The organism is uncultured Tenacibaculum sp. (assembly GCF_947504135.1).
Classification (GTDB): domain Bacteria; phylum Bacteroidota; class Bacteroidia; order Flavobacteriales; family Flavobacteriaceae; genus Polaribacter.
On the sequence record NZ_CANNGG010000002.1, the window covers coordinates 260,870 to 282,920 of the forward strand.

Consider the following 22,051-nt stretch of genomic DNA (forward strand, 5'->3'; position numbering starts at 1 on the left):
AGGGGAGTTATTCTGTGACTTTTAAACGCGCTTTAGCGGTTACTGAAATATCAGAATAATCATTGTTTAAGTATTTTAAATATCCAGCAATAGCAATCATAGCAGCATTATCTGTGGTATATTCAAATTTAGGAATGTAGGTTGTCCATCCCCAGTGCTTTTGAGCTGTAGTTAGTCGTTTTCTAATTTCAGAATTAGCAGAAACACCTCCAGCTATAGCTATGTGTTTTATGTCTGTTTGTTTTACAGTATTTTTTAGTTTATCCATTAAAATTTCAATAATGGTATGTTGAATAGAGGCACAAATATCGTGTAGATTTTCTTTAATGAAATCAGGATTTTCTTTTGTGTTTTTTTGAATGAAGTATAAGATTCCTGTTTTCAATCCACTAAAACTAAATTCTAAATTCCCAACTTTCGGTTTGGTAAATTTGAAAGCTTTCGGGTTTCCTAATTGCGCGTATTTATCAATTAAAGGACCACCAGGGTAAGGTAAGCCTAATATTTTTGCAGACTTATCAAAAGCTTCACCAACAGCATCATCAATCGTTTCTCCTAAAATTTCCATTTCAAAATGATTGGTGATTTTTACGATTTGAGTGTGACCTCCACTAATAGTTAAGCAAACAAAAGGAAAAGGAGGAATTTGACTACCTTCTTCTTCAATAAAATGTGCCAAAATATGCGCTTGCATATGGTTTACATCTATTAAAGGAATGTTTAATCCTAAAGCTAAAGATTTAGCAAAAGAAGTTCCGACAAGTAATGAACCCATAAGCCCAGGGCCACGAGTAAAAGCAATAGCATTTAAGTCATGTTTTGTAATACCTGCTTGCTCAATGGCCTGTTGAACCACAGGAACGATGTTTTGTTGATGTGCTCTTGAAGCTAATTCAGGAACCACACCGCCGTATTTAGCATGTACTTCTTGGTTAGCAACAACATTACTTAGTACTTTTCCGTTGCAAATTACTGAGGCACTTGTATCGTCACAAGAGCTTTCAATTCCTAAAATATAAACAGTTTTGTTACTCAAATCATTTCGGATTTAGACCACAAAAATATTGATATTACGTTAGATTTTCGTTAAAATCAATATTTCTTTAAAATAAGGCAGCATTTTTGCAGTTTGCTGATTACTTTTGTTTATTAAGATTGTAAAAAGGGGAAATCATTAAAAGAGTAGGTAACATAATAGGTAGGATATTAAAGTACACGTTGCTTTTTCTACTCTTGCTTTTCATTTTATTATCACTTCCTTTTGTTCAAAGCAAGATAGCAAAGCAAGCTACAAATTGGGTAAATAAAGAGTTTAATACAAATATTGTTGTAAAACGAATAGATTTATCTTGGTTAGGCAAGGTTCAACTAAAAGAAATTGAAATTAGAGACCATCATAAAGATACCCTTATTTTTGTTAATAAACTAAGTACTTCCTTATCAAATGTTAAACGAGTATTAGAAAATAAAGTAGATTTAGGAGAGGCGTCTTTAACGGGGGTTCATTTTTATATGAAAACCTATAAGGGTGAGAAAAATGATAACATGTCTATTTTTGTAGACAGTTTCGAAGATGGTAAGCCTAGAGATAGTTTAGCAGCTCCTTTTATTCTTAAAAGTGAAAAAATCGAGTTAGAAGACCTGACTTTTAAACTCATGGATGAGAATAAAAACGAATTACTTCAATTTGCAGCGTATGATGGAGGAGGAGAGTTACTAGATTTTTCTATTGTAGGGCCCGATGTTTCTGCAAAAATTAAAAACTTATATTTTACCGAGAATAGAGGGATAAATGTATCTAATTTATCAACGAATTTTACATACACAAAATCATCTATGGATTTTGCTGAAACAGTACTTGAAACAGATAATAACACTAAGCTACAAGCAGGTATAAAATTCACTTATGATAGAAAAGACTTTGTGAATTTTAATGATAAGGTGAAAATTAAAGCGAAGTTTCAAGAAAGTACAGTCTCAGTTAAAGATTTGAATAAGCTTTATAATGAAATAGGAGGAAATGATTTCTTATATGTAAGTGGAGGAATTAATGGTGTTCTTAATAATTTTAGTGCAAATAATGTTCGAATTCACTCTAAAGGAGGGATGCGAATTATTGGCGATATGGGATTTGTTAATTCCTTTAATACTGATAGAGGTTTTGTTTTTGATGCAGATTTAGAAAACCTTACGGCAAATTATTATCAGTTAAGGAATGTGCTTCCAAATTTACTAGGTAAAACACTACCAACAGAATTTCAACGATTAGGTAATTTTACAATGAATGGTTTGGTAAAAGTAACACCTGATCAAATGGACGCTACTTTATCAGTAAAATCTGAAATAGGAACTGCTATCTCAGACCTTCAATTAACTAATATAGATAATATAGACAATGCTGAATACACCGGTGAAATTGAGTTTAAGAACTTTGATTTAGGGGTTTTTGCAAACGATCCTGTACTAGGAACGGTATCATTAAAAGCAGATGTAAATGGAAGTGGATTTAATGTAGAGAATGTAAATACTATTATCATTGGAAAAGTAACTAGCTTGTATTTTAATAACTATGAATACAAGAATTTACTGGTGAACGGACAATTTCAAAATAAAAAGTTTGATGGATTATTAAATGCTGAGGACGATAATTTTAAATTGAATTTTGAAGGATTGGCAGATTTTTCATCAGAAATAAATAAGTTTGATTTTATAGCAAATGTCGATAGAGTTGATTTGAAAAAAACAAATCTATTTACAAGGGATAGTATTGCTGTGTTAAAAGGAAATATCAACTTGAATATTTCAGGAAACACTTTTGATGATATTGTAGGTAAGGCAACGTTTAAAAACTTAGTGTATACAAATCAAAAACAGAGCTATCCTTTTAGGAGTTTTGAAGTAAATTCATCCGTAAAAGATAGTATTAAAACAATAGAAGTAAATTCTGAAGATATTGTAAAAGGAGAATTAAGAGGGAAGTTTTCTTTTGAAGAACTATTACCAATTACGCAAAATGCTTTAGGTAGTGTGTATACGAACTATCGTCCGCATGAAGTAGCCCCTAATCAGTTTTTAGATTTTGATTTTACTATTTACAATCAAATTATCGATATCTTTTTACCTAGTGTTTCAATAGGTAGTAACACTCGATTAAAAGGACGAATCAATTCTGATAAAAATTCCTTAAAACTTACTTTTGAGTCACCTGAAATAAATGTTTATAAAAATATAATTGAAGGAGTTGTTTTAAGGTTAGACAATAAAAACCCATTATATAATACACACCTAACAGCCAATAAGGTTAATACGAAGTATTATAACATAGAAAAATTAAACCTATTAAACCGTACTCAAAATGATACGCTGTTTTTTAAGTCGGTTTTTAAAGGTGGTAAAGATTATGCTGAGAGTTTTAATTTAGATTTCTTTTATACGATTGATGAACTTCAAAAATCGGTTGTAGGAATTCAAAAATCAACCTTATACTACAGAGGGTTTGATTGGGTTGTGAACCCCAATGATGATAAAAATAATAAAGTAGTTTTTGACCTAAAAAAAGACGATTTTACTATTAGTCCATTCGTGTTTAAATCAGGAGAACAACAAATAGGTTTTAAGGGAGTTGTAAAAGATAGTACTTATAAAAACATACATGCCAACTTTAATAAAGTAAAATTAGCTAGCTTTTTACCTCCTGTAGATAGTTTAAAATTAAATGGGAAATTAAACGGAAAACTGGAATATAAACAAGAGCAAGGAAAAGTAGCTCCTAAAGGAAATCTATATATAGAAGATTTTCTTATTAATGATTATCCTCAAGGAAACTTGGCTTTAAATGTTACAGGAGACAACTCTTATGAAAAATATAATGTTAATCTTGCTTTAGAAAATGAAAGTGCTAAAAGTATTTCAGCAACAGGTAGAGTGGATTTTTCTAAGAAAAGACCTATAATAGACTTAGAAGTATACCTAAAAGAATATGATATAGCAGCTTTTAGTCCTTTGGGAGAAGACGTTTTATCTAAGTTAAGAGGAAAAGTAACAGGAGATTTTACAGCGAGAGGTTATTTAGGGAGTCCAGATTTACAAGGAGAGCTTAATTTTGAAAACGCAGGATTGGCATTCCCTTATTTAAATGTAGATTTTGATTTAAAAGGGAATTCATATGTTGAGTTAGATGCACAAGAATTTATCTTCAAAGATATTATTCTCGAAGACACAAAATACTTAACGCAAGGAGATTTATCAGGAAGTATAGCGCATCAAAACTTTAAAGATTGGTTTTTGAACTTTGATATTAATACAAGAAATTTATTAGTATTAGACACACAAGAAAAAGAAGAGTCTCAATATTATGGAACAGGTTTTTTAGATGGAGAAGCTAAAATTAGAGGACTTACAAGTAATTTGAATATTGATGTAAATGGTAGAACAAACAAAGGAACTTTGTTTGTAATCCCTTTAAGTGATGTTAAAACGATAGATAATTATAAGCTAATTCGATTTAAAACAGAAGAAGAAGGAGATGAAACCAAAGGAAGAATCATTAAAGATATTAAAGGGTTAGATTTAAACTTAAATTTAGCGGTAACGAAAGATGCTGTTGCGCAAGTAGTAATAGACAAAGTTTCTGGAAGTGAATTAAAAGGTAGTGGAGAAGGGAATTTATTTATAGATATAGATACCAGAGGTAAGTTTAATATGTTTGGAGATTTTACGGTAGATAATGGTTTTTATAACTTTAAGTATGCAGGAATTACCAAACCATTTATAGTACAAAAAGGAGGAACGATTTCATGGAATGGAGATCCTTATGATGCAGAATTAGATATTACTGCAGTATATCGAACCAAGGCGAATCCAGCACAATTGTTAGATAATATCAATTCCAACCGTAAAATACCTATCGATTTATACACAAAAATTACAGGAGGTTTATTTAGCTCAACACAAGAGTTCGATATTAAAATACCTAATGCGAATTCAACGGTGACTTCAGAGTTAGAGTTTATTCTGAATGAAAATGATTTAAATACCAAAATGCAGCATTTTTCATTCTTACTAGCTTTTGGAACATTCTATAATGCAGATGCAATTGGAAATAGTGCAAGTGCAGGAATAGCAGGAACAGCATCAGGAATTGCCTCGAGTATATTAACAAATATGTTAAATAGTGATGGGAATAAGTTCCAATTAGGAGTAGGGTATACACAAGGAGATAGAAGTGAGGTAGATAATCTTAACTCAGATGACCAAGTAGATGTTTCTGTTTCTACACAATTAAGCGACAGAGTGTTAGTAAATGGTAAGGTTGGTGTACCAGTAGGAACAAATACACAAACAAGCGTTGTGGGTGAGGTAAAAGTAGAGGTGTTGTTAAATGAAGAAGGAAACTTAAGAGGTACGGTTTTTAATCGTCAAAATGAAGTGCAATATTCTACCGAAGAGGAAGGATATACGCAAGGGGTAGGTATTTCTTATCAAGTTAATTTTAATAACTTGCGTCACTTAGGAAGAAAACTAGGGCTGAATAAAAAGAAGGAAAAAATAGACACTCTAAAAGATAGTATTCAACCAAAAAGGAAAAAAGGACTGATCAACTTCAAGTCTAAAAAAGAAAAATAACCAAACAATTTTATGAGTAGAACAGTTAAGGATTACGTGGTAATCATATTGAAAGGAATGGCTATGGGAGCTGCTGATGTTGTTCCTGGAGTTTCTGGAGGTACAATCGCATTCATTTCAGGGATTTACGAAGAATTATTAGGGTCTATTAGTAACATTAATCTAAAATTATTAAAAACTCTAAAAGAGAAAGGTATAAAAGCAGCATGGAAACAAGCTAATGGTAATTTTCTAGCTTCTCTTTTAATAGGGGTTTTTATAAGTATAGTTTCGTTAGCGAAAATAATATCTTGGTTGTTAACGAATCATCCAATCTTAGTTTGGTCTTTTTTCTTCGGGTTAGTATTAGCAAGTGTTATTTATATTGCAAAACAAGTAACACAATGGAACGTTTTATCAGGAGTTTTACTAATTTTAGGAGCAGTTGTGGCATATTACATCACTACTTTAAATCCGTTAGTTTCTGAACACTCTTCTATGTCGTTTATGTTCTTAGCAGGGGCAATTGCAATTTGTGCGATGATTTTACCAGGTATTTCAGGATCCTTTATATTAGTGCTTTTAGGAGCGTATAAACCTGTTTTAGCGGCAGTAAACAATCGTGATTTAACAACGATAGCAGTTGTAGGGGTTGGAGCAATTATTGGATTGTTATCTTTTTCAAGAGTTTTAAAATATTTGTTTGCTAATTATAAAAACTATACGTTGGTCGTGTTAACAGGCTTTATCGTTGGTTCATTAAATAAAATTTGGCCATGGAAAAAAGTGTTGACCTATCGTACCAATTCGCACGGTGAACAAGTTCCGTTTAATGAATTGTCAATATCACCTTTTTCTTATGACGGAAATCCTCAGTTAATGTATTCAGTATTGTTAGCTTTCTTAGGATTTGGACTAATTTTAATGTTGGAAAAATTAGCGGTAAAAAAGCAATAGAAAATAAGTACCTTAGCGTTCTAATCAGATAATATGTATAGAGAGCGCACGCTACCACAAAAAATCTATCTTTTTTTAAAAGGCCTAATCATGGGAGGTGCTAATAAAGTGCCTGGGGTTTCAGGTGGTATGGTAGCCTTTGTTATGGGGTTTTATGAAGAGCTTATTTATACGTTTCAGAGAATAAATGGTAAGGCTTTTAAACTGCTTTTTAATGGTAGGTTTAAAAGCTTTTCGAATTATACCAATTTACAGTTTTTAGTGTGGGTAATGGCGGGGAGTATGTTTAGTTACTTTAGCGTTTCTTTGGTGTTAGATTATTTTCTGAAAAATTACGAGTTATATGTTTGGTCATGGTTTTTCGGAATGATTATAGGTTCTATTTATTATATTTCAAAAGACTTTGGTGATTGGAAACCTAAAACTGTTTTAGGGTTAGTTCTTGGAGCTTTAGTGGGTGCTTCCATTAGTTTTATGACACCAGCAACAGAGAATGATAATTTATGGTTTGTGTTTGTGTGCGGGATTATAGGTGTATCAGGAATGACATTACCAGGCTTGTCAGGATCTTTTATTTTGATATTGTTAGGAAACTATGTGTTGTTACTAGTTGATAGTGTAAATGTTTTAGGAAACGTAATTACGAACTTAGTTTCGGGTAATTTTGAGGTGTTACAAGACGAGGTTAAAGTAAGGTACCTAAAAATAATAGCAGTTTTTACAGCAGGTTCAGCATTCGGATTGGTTTCTATTTCACATGTGTTAGGGTATGTGTTAAAAAGATGGCATCAGATTGTGACAGCTATTATTATAGGGTTTATTACAGGGTCTCTAGGGGTTGTTTGGCCTTGGAAAAAAACAATATATAAAACTGATGGAACTTCTTTTTTGTTAGATCAGAACGGGAATAAGATCATCGAAAATTACCAAAGATTTATTCCTAATTTTAACAATCAAGAAACATGGATTTCAATAGGATTCATTATTATTGGGATCTCATTAATCTTAATTATTGATTTTTATGACAGAAAAAGAAAATAAGTATTTGTATGCTTTAGTAGGAAGAAATATTTCTTACTCATTTTCTCGTGGATACTTTACTGAAAAATTTGAAAAATTAGACTTAGAAGATCATAAGTACATCAATTTTGATATTCAATCAATACATGAGCTTCCTCAAAAGATAAAAGAAAATAAAAAGAGGTTAAAAGGAATGAATGTTACTATTCCTTATAAGCTTGAAGTATTTAATTTTTTAGATAGGATTGACAAAAAAGCATTGAAGGTTGGAGCGGTAAATACTATAAAAATCTCCAAAAAAGGAAGGCTAAAAGGGTATAATACTGATGTATACGGATTTAAAAAATCACTAAAACCTTTACTGAAAAAAAATCATAAAAAAGCATTGATTCTAGGAACAGGAGGGGCAGCCAAAGCTGTTACCTATGTGCTTGAAAATTTAGAAATTAAATACAAGCAAGTTTCTAGAACACCAGAAGGTAAGAAACAAATTTCTTATAGTGATATAACTGAAGAAATGATGAATTCATATCATCTAATTGTAAATTGTACACCGTTAGGTACACATCCGAATGTGGAAAATTGTCCTGATATTCCTTATGAGTTTATTTCAGATAAACATTTGCTATACGATTTAATATACAACCCAGAAGAAACCACTTTTTTAAAAAAAGGAAAAAATAAAGGAGCAGTCATAAAAAACGGATTAGAAATGCTAGAGCTTCAAGCCGAAAAAGCTTGGAAAATATGGAATGAAGACTAATTCCCTAAAAATGAAAATAAAATTTGCTATTACATTAGAATCCGTATCTTTATAATCTAAATCAAGGAACTTAAACATTGTAGATATGTTAGAAAACAACGAAGAAAAAGTGGAAAACCCAATTACAGAAGCGCAAAACGACGCAAGTAAGGAAACTGAAAGTGCAGTTAACGAAGTAGAAAACGAAGTGGCTAATGAATCTGAAAAAGCAGATGAAAAGCACGAAATTCCAATGCTTGATTACGCTTCGATGGAATTGGAGAAATTGGTTGATGAATTAAAAAAGTTGCTAAAAAACCATCCAGTTCAACAATTAAAATCAAATGTAGATGCTTTAAAAACAGCGTTTAATTCAAAGTTTGGGGCTTTACTTGCTAAGAAAAAAGAAGCTTTTTTAGCAGATGGTGGTAATTCTATTGATTTTCAGTTTTCTAGTCCTGTTAAAACAGAGTACAACAAATTACTTGGTGAATATAAAACCAAAAGAGATACGTATTATTCTCAATTAGAAAAACAACTAAAAGAGAATTTAGAAAGAAGAAATAATTTAATAGAAGAGTTAAAGAATTTAATCGAAAACGCTGACCCTAAAACGATGTACAATGATTTTCAAGAAATTCAAAATCGTTGGAAGAGTATTGGTCCTGTTCCTAAAACAAAGTATAATGATACTTGGAGAACCTATCATCATCACGTAGAGCGTTTTTATGACTTATTACACCTAAATAAAGATTTTAGAGAGCTTGATTTTAAGCATAATTTAGAAGAAAAGCTACGATTAATTGAAAGAGCAGAGGCTTTAAATGAGATTGAAGATGTAAATGTAGCTTTTAAAGAGTTACAAGAATTACACCGTTTATGGAAGGAAGAAGTAGGACCTGTTGCAAAAGAAAATAGAGAAGAAGTTTGGGGTAAGTTTAGTGAAGCTACAAAAAAAATACACGATAAACGTCATCAGTACTTTAGAGAGTTAAAATCAAAGTATCAAGAAATGATTGATGCAAAATTGGCAGTTGCTGCAGAAATAAATGCATACGATACATCAAACAATAAAACACACAACGACTGGCAAAAAAGTATTGTAGAAATAGAAAAGCTACGCAAAAAATACTTTGACATAGGAAAGTTACCTTACAGTAAAAGTGAAGCTGTTTGGCAAGAATTTAAAGCAGCTACCAAAAAGTTTAACTCAGCAAAAAATGCCTTTTACAAGCATGAAAAAAGTGCACAAAATGAGAACTTAAGAAAGAAAAAGGAATTGGTAGAGCTTGCAGAAAGTTTAAAAGATAGTGAAGATTGGAGTGAAACTACCAATACCATGAAACGTATTCAAGCAGATTGGAAAAAAATAGGACACGTACCTAGAAAATTCTCTGATGATATTTGGAAACGATTCAAAAATGCTTGTAATTACTATTTTGATAGGTTACATGCTCGTAAAAATGAGGAAAATAAAGAGCAATTAGCAGTAGTAGAAGCTAAAAAAGAGTTTATAGAGCAAATTAAAACTGCTGAGATTTCTACAGAAGAAGATGTTGAAAGAGTGTTAGGAGAGTGGAGAGATTTAGGAGCTTTACCTAGAAACGCTCGTCATTTAGACGAGAAATTCAACAAGGCGATGGATGCTCATTTAGAAAAATTGGATATGAATAGAGTAGATGTTGAAATGATGAAGTTTAAGAATGTAGTAGATTCATATTTATCACAAGAAGATTACAGAAAGTTAGATAGCGAGCAGTTCTTTATTCGTAAGAAGATTGATGAAACTGTAAGAGAAATGCAGCAGCTAGAAAATAATTTAAGCTTTATTTCTAACGCTACAGAAGATAATCCTTTAGTTCAAAATGTACGTAAAGGAATCCAAGATTTCAAAGACCAATTAGATCTTTGGCAAGAAAAGCTAGATTACTTAAAAAGATTAGATTACTAATCAGATGTAATTTTACAAAACAAAAAAACTCGAATCAATTTGATTCGAGTTTTTTTGTTTTGAATAACTGTTGTTAAACAGGTTTAGAATACACATAAAAGCTTTCATCAACTTCAATGGAAGTTCCTTTAATCGTTTTTGTTTGCCAGTCTTCTGTCGGATATAATAATTCAGACTTTCCGTTAATTGTTATTCGTAAAGGCATGTTGAATCCTTTAACAACATTAGTCCAACGATATTTTAACTTGTTATTCTCAATATGATATTCAAATTCAGGGATATCAACCGTACGTAAGTATTGGTCAAAAATTTTACTTAAATCAATTCCTGATTTTTCAATCATATATTTTTCAATTTCTTGAGTGGTAACTGTTTGATGATAAAAATCAGCGTTTAATCCGCGTAAAATTTGTCGCCATTTTTCATCGTTATTTACTAGTTGACGAATGGTGTGCAACATGTTAGCTCCTTTGTAATACATGTCTCCAGAACCTTCGTTATTAACATCATATTGTCCTATAATTGGTTTGTCATTTTGAATAGCATCACGAGTTCCTATAACATATTCAGCAGACGCTTTTTTTCCGTAGTAATAATCTAAAAATAAGTTTTCAGAATAAGCTGTAAAGCTTTCATGAATCCACATATCAGCAATATCTACATTCGTAATATTGTTAGCAAACCATTCATGACCAGCTTCGTGAATAATAATAAAGTCGAATTTTAACCCCCAACCAGTTCCGGATAAATCTCTACCTAAATACCCGTTTTTATATTGATTTCCATAAGTAACAGAACTTTGATGTTCCATTCCTAAATAAGGAACTTCTACTAGTTTAAAACCATCTTCATAAAAAGGATATTTTCCAAACCAATGTTCAAATGCTTTCATCATTTTAGGAGCATCTTTAAATTGCTTTTTGGCTTTTTTAAGATTGTCACGTAACACATAATAATTCATGTCTAATTCTCCATCTTCACCTTTATATTTTTCAGAAAAATGTACATAATCTCCAATATTAACATTTACTCCGTAGTTGTTGATTGGATTATCAACAAACCAATGGTAGGTAGTCGTGTTGTCATTATGTTGTTCTATTTTTCGTAGGCGTCCATTAGAAACATCCATTAAATTTTTAGGTACACGAACACTAATCGCCATACTATCTACTTCGTCATACATATGGTCTTTATTAGGCCACCAAACACTGGCACCTAATCCTTGACAAGAAGTAGCAACAAAGTGATTTCCATTACTGTCTTTTTCCCATGAAAAACCACCATCCCAAGGAGCTCTGATAGCTTCTTTAGGTTTTCCTTCATAATATACATCAACAGAATTTACAGTTCCTTTCTTTTGAGGAGATTGTAGTTGAATAAAATGCGCATTTCCTTCAGAAATAACTTGTAGTTCTTTATTGTTTTGAGTCGCTTTGGTAATTTTTAAAGGAGATTGTAAATCTATTTGTAAAACCTGATGAGGTTTTAAAACTTTATATTGTACTGTATTTTTTCCTTTAATAAACTTTTTGTCAGGGTTAACAGTTACATTAAGATGGTAATATGTTAAATCCCACCAAGATCTTTCAGGAGTAATAGAACCACGTAAAGAATCTTGACGTGTAAACGTCTCACTTTTTGAAAATAACGATGTGCTTTTTTGAGCGCTTGAAGAAGAACATCCAGCAATTAAAATTGCTAAAGATGTCATAAAAACAGATAAAGAAAATGTTTTTTTATACATAGTATTTGTTCTTGAAAGATAAAACGCTAAGATAAGTTTTAAAGTTTTTTTATTGAAGTTAACTTTAAGATATTTGCTTAAAATAAGAACAATGTCGAAAACAGTTTTCATTACAGGAGCTTCTTCAGGGATAGGGAAATCAATAGCTACCTATTTACACGATAGAGGGTTTAAAGTTTACGGAACAAGTAGAAATCCACAAAAAGTAACTACTCCATTTCAAATGGTAGCATTAGATGTAACCAATCAAGAGTCTATTAAGAAAGCTGTAGAAGAAGTAATCACTGCTGAAGGAAAGATTGATGTGTTGATAAACAATGCAGGAAAAGGAATTACTGGTCCAATTGAGGATACACCTACACAAGAAATGAAAGATAATTTTAATACAAATTTTTTTGGGGTAATTGATGTTGTTAAAGAGGTGTTACCTCACATGAGAAAACAGCAATCGGGAACGATTATCAATACAACTTCAATCGCGGGGTATATGGGATTGCCTTTTAGAGGAATTTATTCTGCAAGTAAAGGGGCGTTAGAGTTGGTAACAGAAGCGTTAAGTATGGAGGTGAAAAGTTTCGGTATCAAGGTTGTTAATGTAGCTCCAGGAGATTTTGCTACGAATATTGCTGCAGGAAGGTATCATACACCTGTTTTTGAAAACTCTGCTTACAAAGAAAAATATGCTGAAAACTTAGCCTTGATGGATGCTCATGTTGATTTAGGAGCAGACCCAATACTAATGGCAGAGGCAATCTATAAAATAATTCAAAACAAGAATCCTAAAATTCACTATAAAGTAGGAGGGTTTATGGAGAAATTTTCAATTGTGTTAAAAAGAATATTACCTGATAAAGTTTATGAAAAACTACTAATGAATCATTATAAATTGTAAATTCGCAAAAGATTTGTAATTAAAGAAAATTACGGTGTAAAATGTTGTTTTACATGTTGTTTTGTAGAGAGTTGAGCTCTCGGAAAAAATTAAGGATTAGAACACAACTACATAATAAATATACAGATGAAATTTTTTATTGATACAGCTAACTTAGATCAAATTAGAGAAGCGCAAGCTTTAGGTATTTTAGATGGGGTAACAACAAACCCGTCATTAATGGCTAAAGAAGGAATAACAGGAGAAGATAACATTATCAATCACTACAAAGCAATTTGCGAAATAGTAGAAGGAGATGTTTCTGCTGAGGTAATCTCTACTGATTTTGACGGTATGGTGAAGGAAGGTGAAGCGTTAGCTGCTTTAAATCCTCAAATCGTAGTGAAATTACCTATGATTAAAGATGGAATAAAAGCATGTAAATATTTTTCTGATAAAGGAATTAAAACCAACGTAACTTTAGTGTTTTCAGCTGGTCAAGCATTATTAGCAGCAAAAGCAGGAGCAACGTATGTGTCTCCGTTTATTGGTCGTTTAGATGATGTTTCTACAGATGGTTTAAACCTAATTGCTGAAATCCGTCAGATATTTGATAACTATGCATTTGAAACAGAGATTTTAGCAGCTTCTGTACGTCATACTATGCACATTATTGACTGTGCTAAGATTGGATCTGATGTTATGACAGGGCCTTTAAGTGCTATTGAAGGATTATTAAAACACCCTTTAACTGATATTGGTTTAGCTAAATTCTTAGCAGATTATAAAAAAGGAAACTAACCAGCTTTAGTTGGAAAAAATATAATGTCATTTCGACAGAAGTGAAAAATCTACTTAATCAAAAAAGGTTTTTCGTTTTTTCGAAATGACATTTTTTAACTTAAAAAGAAATGTTCCCAAAAAAAGAACTCGCGCAATTAGTAGTTTCAGCATGTAATCAATTTAATATTGATACCGTTGTGATTTCTCCAGGCTCTCGTAATGCACCACTTACAGTCGGATTTTCAAATCATCCAGAAATAAAAACATTAAGTGTAGTAGATGAGCGTTGTGCAGCCTTTTTTGCAATGGGGATAGCACAACAAAAGCAACAACCTGTAGCCATTGTATGTTCTTCTGGTTCGGCTTTATTGAACTATTATCCTGCGATAGCAGAAGCTTTTTATAGTAATATTCCGCTAGTTGTAATTTCAGCAGACAGACCAAAGCACCTGATTGATATTGGCGATGGACAAACCATTCGCCAAGAGAATGTGTTTGAAAATCACATTTTGTTTTCGGCTAATTTGATTGAAGAAGAAAATCAATTAAAAAATAATACCGATTTGTTGACGGAAGCTTTGCAAACTTCAATTAATAACAAAGGGCCAGTTCATATCAATGTTCCATTTGATGAGCCTCTGTATGAAACAGTAGAAGAGCTTAAGTTTTTTGATTTTACAAATGTTACTTCGAATGCGGTCGAGAAATCTCAAGTAGATTATCAAAAAATTTCATCTATTTGGAATTCTTCAACTAAAAAAATGATTTTGGTAGGAAGTCATTTTCCAGATACTGAACTTCAAAAAATATTGAATGTATATGCAGAAGATACTTCTGTTTTAGTATTAACAGAAACTACTTCAAATATATACCACCCTAAGTTTATCAATAGCATTGATAAATTAATATCTAAATTAACTGAAAAAGAATATAAAGAGTTGCAACCTGAAGTATTACTAACTTTAGGAGGAATGGTAATTTCTAAAAGAATTAAACAGTTTTTACGAAAATTACAGCCGAAACATCACTGGCATGTTGATGAGTTAAAGGCAATGGATACGTATCACTGTTTGTCAGAATTTTTACAAGTAAAACCTGTAACCTTGTTAACAAGTCTTTCTAAGGAAAAGAAAAATGTTGAAAGTAGTTATCAACATGCATGGTTACAAGAAAAAGAACAAAGAGCTGTAAAACACGAAGAGTATTTGAAAGATTGCGAATATTCAGATTTAAAATCTTTTGAAGTTATTTTAGAAAGTATTCCAGATAATTCGCAAGTACAAATAAGTAACAGCTCAATTATTCGATATTCACAATTGTTTGATGTAAACTCTACGCTGAAAGTATTTTGTAATCGAGGGACAAGTGGGATTGATGGTAGTACAAGTACAGCTGTAGGAGCAGCATACGCCTCAAAAAATCAAACAATATTTATAACAGGAGATTTAAGTTTCTTTTACGATAGTAATGCGTTGTGGAATACAAATATTCCGAAGGATTTTAGAATTATTATTTTAAACAATGCTGGAGGTGGTATTTTTAGATACATCCCAGGGCCATTAACGACAAATGCGACTGAGTATTTTGAAACACCGCACGGTTTAACAGCAGAGCATATGTCAAAAATGTATGGTTTTGATTATGTTCAGGTAAATGATTTAAAGAGTTTACAAACTAGTTTGACTTCGTTTTATGAAGAATCGAAACAACCAAAAATAATGGAGGTTTTTACTCCAAAAGAAATAAATGACGTAGTTTTAAAAAACTATTTTAAAAACTTATAAGATGGAATTAAAAGAAGGTGATAAGGTAGATTTAGTAATTGGCGTTCAAACCGCTTTAGGTTATTCAGTATTAATTAATGAAGCATATGAAGGCTTGTTGTATAACAATGAAGTTTTTAGTGATGTAGAAGAAGGAATGCGAACGGTAGGTTATATTAAAAAGATACGTGAAGATGAAAAAATTGATGTATCTCTACGACCGCAAGGATTTAAGAATGTAATTGATTCAGATGTTGATATAATCTTAAAAAAGCTAGAAGAAAAAGGCTTTTTATTGTTAACAGATAAAAGCTCTCCTGAATCAATTAAATTTCACTTGCAGATGAGTAAAAAAGCATTCAAGAGAGCTATTGGCAGTTTATATAAAAGTAAAAAAATAGAATTACAAGAAGACAGAATAGTGTTAAAATAACCTATTCTTGTCCTTCTTCTTGTTGCTCTTCTATATTTTCGTATATTTCTTCAGTAGGATTTTCTTTCTTTTCTGTTTTCATTAAATCGTTTATACGTTTAATGTTTTCATAAAAAGCATCAGCATTAGGGTTTGAAGGATCCATTTTTCCGTAAGCAGCTTTATAGTAAAAATCTGCTTTTTCATATTCTTTTCCTAACTCATAATACTTACCAATATAAAAATCTCCCATATGTGAGTCAGGGTATTTTATCATAACAAAGTCACCTAAAACTCTAAGATAGTCACCATCCTGCCTGTCTATAACGATATCTTCAATAACAAAAATATCATCCAAACGAACATTTAAGTTAGATCCGTATAAATATTGAATATCTAAGTATTTTTTCTCAACATATTTAATAGCATCTAGCGGAGCTAAGTCTTTAACATTAGCTTCGTACTCTTCTTTAGTAATTTTAGAATATAAGCTAAACATTTGTGTAAAAGCTCTAGGAATAGTTTCGGCAATTACAGCTAAGTGGTTAGGGGCATTAGGGAATTCATCAAAATTAACGTGTAAGTTTTTAGCTTCGTAAGAAGTTACTAATGTTTTGATCTCACTGAATAAATTGTATTGCTTAGAGTCTATATATTTATTGTTATTACTAGTGTATAAAAAGTAAGTGTTGTCTATAGAGCTTAACCTGCTTAAAGAATAAGACTCTATAATAGCAGGAGCAAATTGCGGAAACTCTGGAGTGATACAAATAAGCGAGTTGAAAATAGGTTGCTCATCTTTTAAGTAATGAGTTATAAAGTTAGCAGCTTTCCCTTCACCTACAATTGTCATAAAAGGAGAGGTTCTAAAGTTCCCTTCCATAAAAGGAATTAACTCATGCTTTATAAAGTTAAAAAAATGTACCCCAGAAGTTGTTAAAGCATTGTTAGCAGGTATTATTGAAACGTCTCTCCCGTATGTGTCTTTCATGTCAATTCCAACAACAATTTGTCTCGGTGCTTTATCAACGTTAGCATATAGCTTTGCGTTTCCTACATATAAATCAAAAAGGTATTCATCTCCTAATACAATAGCCAACGGGTAATTAGTAGTTTCATCTGCATCATAGCCTTTTGGAAGGTAGATTTTTACATTTCTATCTTTTTCTAATTCTTTTGAATTGATTTTTTGAGTAACAACTTTTTGAGAAAAAAGACTAGTACTAATTAATAAGGTAAATAATAAATATACTTGTTTCATATTTAGGGGTAAATTATATCGTTCAAATATAGAAAAGAAAAATAAAGTTATTATGTTATTTTTGTACAACTAAATAACGACAATATTTTAAGATTATGATACAACCAGACTGGAAAGTTGCCAAAGAGTACGAAGATATTACCTATAAAAAGTCACACAACGTTGCAAGAATAGCATTTAACAGGCCTAATGTACGTAATGCGTTTCGACCAAAAACTACTTCAGAGTTATTAGATGCATTTCATGATGCACATGAAGATACGAATATAGGAGTGGTATTGTTGTCTGCAGAAGGACCATCAACTAAAGATGGAGTCTGGAGTTTTTGCTCTGGAGGAGATCAAAATGCACGTGGACACCAAGGGTATGTTGGGGATGATGGTTACCACCGTTTGAATATTTTAGAAGTACAACGCTTAATTCGCTTTATGCCAAAAGCAGTAATTTGCGTCGTTCCAGGTTGGGCTGTAGGTGGCGGACATAGTTTGCACGTAACTTGTGATTTAACTTTAGCGAGTAAAGAACATGCTATTTTTAAGCAAACTGATGCCGACGTAACTTCGTTTGATGCAGGATATGGTTCAGCATATTTAGCTAAAATGGTGGGGCAAAAGAAGGCCCGTGAAATATTTTTCTTAGGAAGAAACTACTCAGCACAAGAAGCGTATGAAATGGGAATGGTAAATGCAGTAATTCCTCATGACGAGTTAGAGCAAACAGCTTTTGATTGGGCACAAGAAATCTTAGCAAAATCACCAACTTCAATAAAAATGTTAAAGTTCGCAATGAACTTAACGGATGATGGAATGGTTGGTCAGCAAGTATTTGCAGGAGAAGTAACTCGTTTAGCATATATGACGGATGAAGCCAAAGAAGGACGTGATGCGTTTTTAGAAAAACGTAAGCCTAACTTCCCAAAAACTTGGATACCTTAAAAGCCAACCCTAACCCTCCCAAAGGGAGGGAGTTAGTTTGAGTAAATTATAAAAATAAAAGAGTATGATTTTTCCCTTTGGGGAAATTAAAAGGGGCTTATGAAAATAATTTGTATTGGTCGCAATTATGCAAAACATATAGAAGAATTAGCGAATGAAAAACCAGAAAACCCTGTAGTTTTTTTAAAGCCAGATTCGGCTATTCTTCCAAAGAAAATGCCATTTTTTATCCCACCATTTTCAAATGATGTACATTATGAGGTAGAAGTATTGGTAAAAATAAACAAAGTGGGAAAACATATTTCTCCAAAATTTGCACATAAGTATTATGATACTGTCGGACTAGGAATCGACTTTACTGCACGAGATGTACAAGCAGAGTGTAAAGAAAAAGGATTGCCATGGGAAAAGGCGAAAGCTTTTGATGGCAGTGCCATTGTTGGAGAGTTTTATCCGAAAGAAGAGTTTGATTTAGAAAATATTTCTTTTCAGTTGCTAAAGAATGATGAGGTGGTTCAAGATGGAAACACGTCTAGTATGTTGTGGAAAATTGATGAGTTGATTAGTTATGTGTCGCAATATTTCACGTTGAAAAAAGGAGATATTATCTTTACAGGAACACCAGCAGGAGTTGGAAAAGTGGCAGAAAATGACATTTTAACAGGAACTATTGAAGGAAAACAAGCTTTTCAAATTAAAGTAAAATAAAATATATCCCGCTTCGGCGGGATTCTTTTTTAGATATATAAATGAATGCAGAAATTATAACGATAGGAGATGAAATTCTTATCGGACAAATTGTAGATACCAATTCACAATGGATTGGTCAAGAACTTAATAAAATAGGAATTTCGGTTTATCAAATCTCTTCAATTCAGGATGAAAAACAGCACATATTAAATGCGTTAAAAGAAGCAGAAAGTAGAGCAGATATTGTGATAATAACTGGAGGATTGGGACCTACCAGAGATGATATCACAAAAAAAACAATTGCTGAATATTTTCAAGACGATAAGGTTGTTGAATATCCAGAGGTGATTGATAATATTAAATTTTTATTCAAAAAAGTTAATCATCCGTTCAACGAAATACAGAAGTATCAAGCGCAGCTTCCTTCGAAAGCAACCTTATTAATGAATCGTTTAGGAACCGCACCTGGAATGTGGTTTTATGAAAATAATACTGTTTTTGTTTCTCTTCCGGGAGTGCCATATGAAATGAAAGGGTTAATGAAGTATCATGTATTGCCTAAGCTACGGTCTACTTTTAAATTGCCATTTATTTTACATAGGACAATTATGACGGTAGGTACAGGGGAAACAATTATTGCAGAAAGAATTTCTGATTGGGAAGAGAGTTTACCTAATTTTATAAAGCTAGCCTACTTGCCATCTTATGGACGTGTTCGTTTACGTTTATCAGCTAAAGGAAAAGATAAAGAGGTATTAGTGAAAGAGATGGAAAAGCAAGTTGCAGCATTATATATGCTAATACCAGAAATTATCGTTGGAGATGATAATGAAACATCTTTAGAAAAAGAAGTGGGTAAACTGTTAAAAAAACATGGGAAAACCGTAGCTACTGCAGAAAGTTTAACGGGAGGGAAAATAGCTTCAACTATTGTTTCCGTTCCAGGAGCATCATCATATTTTATGGGCGGATTTGTCACGTATACAGCAGCTTTAAAGGAGCAGCTACTAGGTGTTTCTAAAGAAACAATAGATAAGTTTACCGTGGTAAGTAAAGAAGTAGCTTTAGCAATGGCAAAAGGATGCAAGGAAAAGCTACAAACAGATTATGCAATAGCTGTAACGGGGAATGCAGGACCAACAACTGATCATAATGATAAGAGTGTAGGTTTGGTATATATTGCTATTACTAGTAAAGACGGAGTAGATGTACACGAGTTTAACTTTGGACAACCTAGAGAAAAGGTAATTAATAGAACGGTAACCAAATCTTTAGAACTTTTACAGGCTGCCATATTAAAATAAATTAGTATTTTTGCGCCCGTTACGCTTCCAAATAGGTTAGATGCTGAGCCTAGTTTTGAAAAGATTAAAATTAATTAAAATTTAATCGAGAATATTTTTGTGCAGTAAATTAAAATGCATAAATTTGCACCTCGTTTAGAAATAACACTAAAAACTGTCAAGAAGATGTCTAGAGTTTGTGAATTAACAGGAAAAAAAGCGATGGTAGGTAACAATGTATCTCACGCTTTAAATAGAACTAAAAGAAGATTTAACGCTAATTTAATGACTAAGCGTTTCTATATTCCAGAAGAAGATAAATGGGTAACTTTAAAAGTATCTGCTTCTGCATTAAAAAATATTAATAAAAAAGGAATCTCTGCGGTTATTAAAGAAGCTAGAGAAAAAGGTTTCTTAACTAAATAATTCCTTACTAGATAAAATTTTAGAGAGATGGCAAAAAAAGGAAACAGAGTTCAAGTAATTTTAGAGTGTACTGAGCATAAAGCTTCTGGTCAACCAGGAACTTCTCGTTATATTACAACAAAGAACAAAAAGAATACTCCTGATAGAATGGAATTAAAGAAATTTAATCCAATCTTAAAGAAGATGACAGTTCATAAAGAAATTAAATAATAAGCTACGGCGTAAACTTTAATATAAAATGGCAAAGAAATCAGTAGCATCGTTACAAACAGGTTCGAAAAGATTAACCAAGGCTATCAAAATGGTAAAGTCTCCAAAATCTGGAGCTTATACATTTGTTGAAGCTATCATGGATCCAACACAAGTAAACGACTTTTTAGCAAAAAAGTAATTCTTGTATACAGTTTAAAGAAAAGCTACTTTCATTAGAGAGTAGCTTTTTTTATATTTGACAGTCTCAAGTTTTTAAAACACTTTAAAGATTTGGGCGTTACCCTAGCAGGTCGGGCTTTCGGCAGTCGCTTCCCGAAGTATCGGGAGAGCTTCAACAAATGCCTCAATCCCTAACGAAAAAGTTACGGTATAATGACAATTTGACTGTATCAGTAAAACGGTATAGTTTTTAACCTATGTAAGCGATTATAATATTTAAGAATGAGTTTTTTTAAGAAAATCTTCTCAAAAGAGAAAAAAGAAACCTTAGACAAGGGATTAGAAAAAACCAAAACAAGTTTTTTCTCTAAATTATCAAAAGCAGTTGCAGGAAAAGCAAAGGTAGATGATGATGTGTTAGATAATTTAGAAGAAGTACTCGTGTCGTCTGATGTAGGAGTAGAAACTACCCTAAAAATTATTGATAGAATTGAAGAGCGTGTTGCTCGCGATAAATATTTAGGAACAGAAGAGCTAAACCAAATTTTACGTGAAGAGATTGCTGGTTTATTATCAGAAACAAATACTGGTGATGAAACCGATTTTACTATTCCTGCAAATACAAAACCTTATGTGTTAATGGTTGTAGGTGTTAATGGAGTAGGAAAAACAACTACGATAGGTAAACTAGCTTCACAATTTAAAAAGCAAGGGTTAAAAGTGGTTTTAGGAGCTGCAGATACGTTTAGAGCTGCTGCGATTGATCAACTACAAGTTTGGGCAGATAGAACAGATGTTCCAATTGTACGTCAAGAAATGGGGTCTGATCCTGCTTCAGTAGCGTATGACACTGTACAGTCAGGTGTAAACCAAGGAGCAGATGTTATAATTATTGATACTGCAGGACGTTTACACAACAAGGTAAACTTAATGAATGAGTTGACAAAGATTAAGCGTGTAATGCAAAAAGTGATACCAGATGCACCACACGATGTATTGTTAGTGTTAGATGGTTCAACAGGGCAAAATGCTTTTGAACAGGCAAAACAGTTTACCAAAGCAACCGAAGTAACTTCGTTAGCAGTAACCAAACTAGACGGTACTGCAAAAGGAGGAGTAGTAATTGGTATTTCTGACCAATTTCAAATTCCTGTAAAATATATTGGAGTAGGAGAAGGTATTGATGACTTACAAGTATTTAACAAACACGAATTTGTAGATTCGTTTTTTAAATAGA

19 protein-coding genes are annotated in these 22,051 nt (G+C 32.2%); 16 read left to right on the plus strand and 3 right to left on the minus strand.

Annotation, left to right across the window (positions count from 1 at the left end; all coding sequences use genetic code 11):
• Nucleotides 1-7: 7 nt before the first annotated feature.
• Nucleotides 8-1,036, minus strand: coding sequence for a tRNA (adenosine(37)-N6)-threonylcarbamoyltransferase complex transferase subunit TsaD (gene tsaD, locus Q0663_RS04675; protein WP_299007144.1), 1,029 nt, complete (start codon nt 1,034-1,036; stop codon nt 8-10).
• Between the two features lie 197 nt (nt 1,037-1,233).
• Between tsaD and Q0663_RS04680 the strand changes: the two genes are divergently transcribed.
• The 5 genes from Q0663_RS04680 (at nt 1,234) to Q0663_RS04700 (ending at nt 10,274) form a co-directional block, all read left to right on the plus strand.
• Nucleotides 1,234-5,625, plus strand: coding sequence for a translocation/assembly module TamB domain-containing protein (locus Q0663_RS04680; protein ID WP_299007147.1), 4,392 nt, complete (start codon nt 1,234-1,236; stop codon nt 5,623-5,625).
• A 12-nt stretch (nt 5,626-5,637) separates the two neighbouring features.
• Nucleotides 5,638-6,561, plus strand: a complete 924-nt coding sequence (locus tag Q0663_RS04685) for a DUF368 domain-containing protein (protein WP_299007151.1) — start codon at nt 5,638-5,640, stop codon at nt 6,559-6,561.
• 33 nt (nt 6,562-6,594) lie between these two features.
• Nucleotides 6,595-7,602, plus strand: coding sequence for a DUF368 domain-containing protein (locus Q0663_RS04690; protein WP_299007158.1), 1,008 nt, complete (start codon nt 6,595-6,597; stop codon nt 7,600-7,602).
• A complete protein-coding gene (locus Q0663_RS04695) occupies nt 7,583-8,344 on the plus strand; it encodes a shikimate dehydrogenase (RefSeq protein WP_299007166.1) in 762 nt (253 codons plus the stop codon). The genes Q0663_RS04690 and Q0663_RS04695 overlap by 20 nt, the downstream gene beginning before the upstream one ends.
• Before the next feature lie 85 nt (nt 8,345-8,429).
• Nucleotides 8,430-10,274 (plus strand): DUF349 domain-containing protein, encoded by a 1,845-nt coding sequence (locus Q0663_RS04700; protein WP_299007173.1) that lies wholly within the window; start codon nt 8,430-8,432, stop codon nt 10,272-10,274.
• Nucleotides 10,275-10,347: 73 nt separating this feature from the next.
• Here Q0663_RS04700 and Q0663_RS04705 read toward each other — a convergent pair whose 3' ends face one another.
• Nucleotides 10,348-12,018 (minus strand): M1 family metallopeptidase, encoded by a 1,671-nt coding sequence (locus Q0663_RS04705; RefSeq protein WP_299007181.1) that lies wholly within the window; start codon nt 12,016-12,018, stop codon nt 10,348-10,350.
• Nucleotides 12,019-12,109: 91 nt separating this feature from the next.
• Between Q0663_RS04705 and Q0663_RS04710 the strand changes: the two genes are divergently transcribed.
• The 4 genes from Q0663_RS04710 to Q0663_RS04725 all read left to right on the plus strand — a co-directional run bounded on the left by Q0663_RS04710 (nt 12,110) and on the right by Q0663_RS04725 (nt 15,868).
• Nucleotides 12,110-12,910, plus strand: a complete 801-nt coding sequence (locus tag Q0663_RS04710; protein WP_299007188.1) for an SDR family oxidoreductase — start codon at nt 12,110-12,112, stop codon at nt 12,908-12,910.
• A gap of 126 nt (nt 12,911-13,036) precedes the next feature.
• A complete protein-coding gene (gene fsa, locus Q0663_RS04715; protein WP_299007194.1) occupies nt 13,037-13,690 on the plus strand; it encodes a fructose-6-phosphate aldolase in 654 nt (217 codons plus the stop codon).
• 110 nt (nt 13,691-13,800) lie between these two features.
• Complete coding sequence (gene menD, locus Q0663_RS04720) at nt 13,801-15,456, plus strand: 2-succinyl-5-enolpyruvyl-6-hydroxy-3-cyclohexene-1-carboxylic-acid synthase (protein WP_299007197.1); 1,656 nt, start codon at nt 13,801-13,803, stop codon at nt 15,454-15,456.
• 1 nt (nt 15,457) lies between these two features.
• Nucleotides 15,458-15,868: a DNA-binding protein gene (locus Q0663_RS04725; RefSeq protein ID WP_125068184.1), complete on the plus strand. Its 411-nt coding sequence runs from the start codon at nt 15,458-15,460 to the stop codon at nt 15,866-15,868.
• 1 nt (nt 15,869) lies between these two features.
• On the opposite strand, the gene Q0663_RS04730 is transcribed toward Q0663_RS04725, so the two are convergent.
• Entirely contained in the window at nt 15,870-17,108 is a 1,239-nt protein-coding gene (locus Q0663_RS04730; RefSeq protein WP_299007211.1) for an alpha/beta hydrolase-fold protein, read from the minus strand.
• Between the two features lie 95 nt (nt 17,109-17,203).
• Here Q0663_RS04730 and Q0663_RS04735 point away from each other — a divergent pair, with 95 nt between their 5' ends.
• From Q0663_RS04735 to ftsY, 7 genes are all read left to right on the plus strand, one after another.
• Nucleotides 17,204-18,043, plus strand: a complete 840-nt coding sequence (locus Q0663_RS04735) for a 1,4-dihydroxy-2-naphthoyl-CoA synthase (protein WP_047790629.1) — start codon at nt 17,204-17,206, stop codon at nt 18,041-18,043.
• 99 nt (nt 18,044-18,142) lie between these two features.
• Complete coding sequence (locus Q0663_RS04740) at nt 18,143-18,751, plus strand: fumarylacetoacetate hydrolase family protein (RefSeq protein WP_299007229.1); 609 nt, start codon at nt 18,143-18,145, stop codon at nt 18,749-18,751.
• A gap of 41 nt (nt 18,752-18,792) precedes the next feature.
• A complete protein-coding gene (locus tag Q0663_RS04745; protein ID WP_299007232.1) occupies nt 18,793-20,037 on the plus strand; it encodes a competence/damage-inducible protein A in 1,245 nt (414 codons plus the stop codon).
• Between the two features lie 165 nt (nt 20,038-20,202).
• A complete protein-coding gene (rpmB, locus tag Q0663_RS04750) occupies nt 20,203-20,442 on the plus strand; it encodes a 50S ribosomal protein L28 (RefSeq protein ID WP_047790661.1) in 240 nt (79 codons plus the stop codon).
• Between the two features lie 27 nt (nt 20,443-20,469).
• Nucleotides 20,470-20,652 carry a 50S ribosomal protein L33 gene (rpmG, locus tag Q0663_RS04755; RefSeq protein ID WP_013070733.1) on the plus strand — a complete coding sequence of 61 codons (183 nt, stop codon included), beginning with the start codon at nt 20,470-20,472 and terminating at the stop codon, nt 20,650-20,652.
• A 28-nt stretch (nt 20,653-20,680) separates the two neighbouring features.
• Complete coding sequence (locus Q0663_RS04760; protein ID WP_125068173.1) at nt 20,681-20,833, plus strand: DUF4295 domain-containing protein; 153 nt, start codon at nt 20,681-20,683, stop codon at nt 20,831-20,833.
• Nucleotides 20,834-21,096: 263 nt separating this feature from the next.
• Nucleotides 21,097-22,050, plus strand: a complete 954-nt coding sequence (gene ftsY / locus Q0663_RS04765; RefSeq protein WP_299007258.1) for a signal recognition particle-docking protein FtsY — start codon at nt 21,097-21,099, stop codon at nt 22,048-22,050.
• Nucleotide 22,051 lies beyond the last annotated feature (1 nt).